The organism is Arthrobacter sp. TB 26, assembly GCF_000427315.1.
Lineage (GTDB): Bacteria > Actinomycetota > Actinomycetes > Actinomycetales > Micrococcaceae > Arthrobacter.
The window spans coordinates 1-1844 of sequence record NZ_AUPJ01000212.1 but is presented as its reverse complement, the minus strand read 5'-3'; the positions used below and the strand labels follow the sequence as shown (position 1 = coordinate 1844).

2 protein-coding genes (1 of these 2 running past the window's edge) are annotated in these 1844 nt (G+C 72.1%); both read left to right on the top strand.

All coding sequences use genetic code 11. The features are described from left to right. Positions 1–399, top strand: partial view of an undecaprenyldiphospho-muramoylpentapeptide beta-N-acetylglucosaminyltransferase gene (gene murG, locus K789_RS0107520; protein WP_024366226.1) — the 3' end only. Its footprint begins 729 nt before the window's first position; 399 of the gene's 1128 nt are visible here — the last part of the coding sequence; its start codon lies beyond the left edge, outside the window; its stop codon occupies positions 397–399. Further along, the gene (gene murC / locus K789_RS0107515) at positions 396–1811 is read left to right on the top strand and encodes a UDP-N-acetylmuramate--L-alanine ligase (protein WP_024366225.1); all 1416 of its coding nucleotides are present in this window, start codon (positions 396–398) and stop codon (positions 1809–1811) included. The genes murG and murC overlap by 4 nt, the downstream gene beginning before the upstream one ends. Positions 1812–1844: the final 33 nt, after the last annotated feature.

The window sequence follows — 1844 nt, the reverse complement described above, 5'->3', positions numbered from 1 at the left end:
AAGCCGCTCGCGGCCCCCGGCTACCAGCAGCGCGAATACGTCGACGGCATGGAAACGGTGTACGCCGCCGCCGATCTGCTGCTGGCCCGCTCCGGCGCCGCGACCGTCTGCGAGGTCGCCGCCGTCGGCCTCCCCGCCGTCTTCGTTCCGCTGCCGATCGGCAACGGCGAGCAGGCGCTCAACGCCGCCGGACTCGTCGGGGCAGGAGGCGCCCTGCTGGTGGAGGACAGCACATTTTCCCCCGGCTGGGTCCGCGAACACATCATCCCGCTGCTCCAGGACCCCGACCGTCTCGCCCGAATGGCGGCCAGCGCCGAGAAGCTTGGCATCCGGGATGCCGACCGGCGCATGGCCGATCTCGTCCTTGAAGCAGCACAGCAGGAAGCGGTAGCGAAATGACCCAGCCAGAACACCCGCACGCCCCCACGGCTGCCCGGACCGGGGAGTCCCTCGGACGTGTCCACTTCATCGGCATCGGCGGCGTCGGGATGTCCGCCGTGGCCCGCATCATGGTGGCCCGCGGACTGCCGGTCAGCGGCTCCGACGCCAAGGACCTGCCGGTCATGGCGGACCTGGCCGCCGCAGGGGCCAGGATCTGTGTCGGCTACGACGCCGCCAACCTCGGTGACGCGCAAAGTGTCGTGGCCGGCTCGGCCATCCGCGCAGACAACCCTGAGCTGGCCGCCGCCCGCGCCGCCGGGCTCCCGGTGCTGCACCGCTCCGAGGCGCTGGCGGCCGCCATGGCGGAGGACACCGCCGTCACCGTGGCCGGCACCCACGGCAAGTCCACCACGACGTCGATGATCACCGTCCTCCTGCAGGGCGCGGGACTGGACCCGTCCTTCGCCATCGGCGCGAATGTTCCGGCGCTCGGCGTCAATGCCGCCAGCGGCAGCACGCCGATCTTCGTCGCCGAAGCCGACGAATCCGACGGCTCCTTCCTGAACTACCGTCCGCAGATCGCCGTCGTGACCAACGTCGAACCGGACCACCTCGATTACTACGGCACCGCCGAGGCCGTCTACGCCTCCTTCGACCGCTTCACCGCACTGCTCCCGGCCGACGGTGTGCTGGTCGCATGCGCGGACGACGCCGGAGCCAGGGCACTTGCCCAGCGGACACTCGAGCGCGGCAACACACGCGTCGTGCTCTACGGCACCGGCGGCGACGCCCAGCTTCTGCTGCACGACGGCGGTCCGGGCGACGTCTCGATCACCACCCCGGCCGGCCGTTTCCCCCTCGACCTGCACGTTCCCGGGCGGCACAACGCGCTCAATGCGGCGGCCGCTTTCGCCGTCGCCCTGGAACTCGGCGTGGACCCCGGCACGGCCGCCGGTGCCCTGGCCGCCTTCACCGGGGCGTCCCGGCGCTTCGAATTCAAGGGTGAGGGCCGCGGGGTCCGGGTCTACGACGACTACGCCCACCACCCCACCGAAGTGCGGGCAGCCCTGGCCGCGGCGCGCTCGGTGGCCGGCGGCCACAAGCTGCACGTCCTCTTCCAGCCGCACCTGTTCTCCCGGACCCGGGAGTTCGCCGCGGAGTTCGCCGCAGCGCTCAACACCGCCGACACCGCCTTGGTCCTGGACATCTACCCCGCCCGCGAAGACCCGATTCCGGGGGTCAGCAGCCAGCTGATCGCCGCTCACCTTGGCGCCGGCGGCCGGCTCGTCGGCCCGGGCGAAGAGGCGGTGCAGTCCGTGGCGTCCGCTGCGGCGCCGGGGGACATTGTGCTCACGGTCGGAGCCGGCGACGTCACGGCCTACGGGCCCCTGATTGTGGCGGCCCTGAACGACGGCTCGTTCGGTGCCTAGCACCCGCAGGCCCGGCTACAAGGCAGGCGCGGG

Coding starts and splice junctions, on each gene's coding strand:
- murC (WP_024366225.1), top strand. CDS start 396: ATGACCCAGCCAGAACACCCGCACGCCCCCACGGCTGCCCGGACCGGG.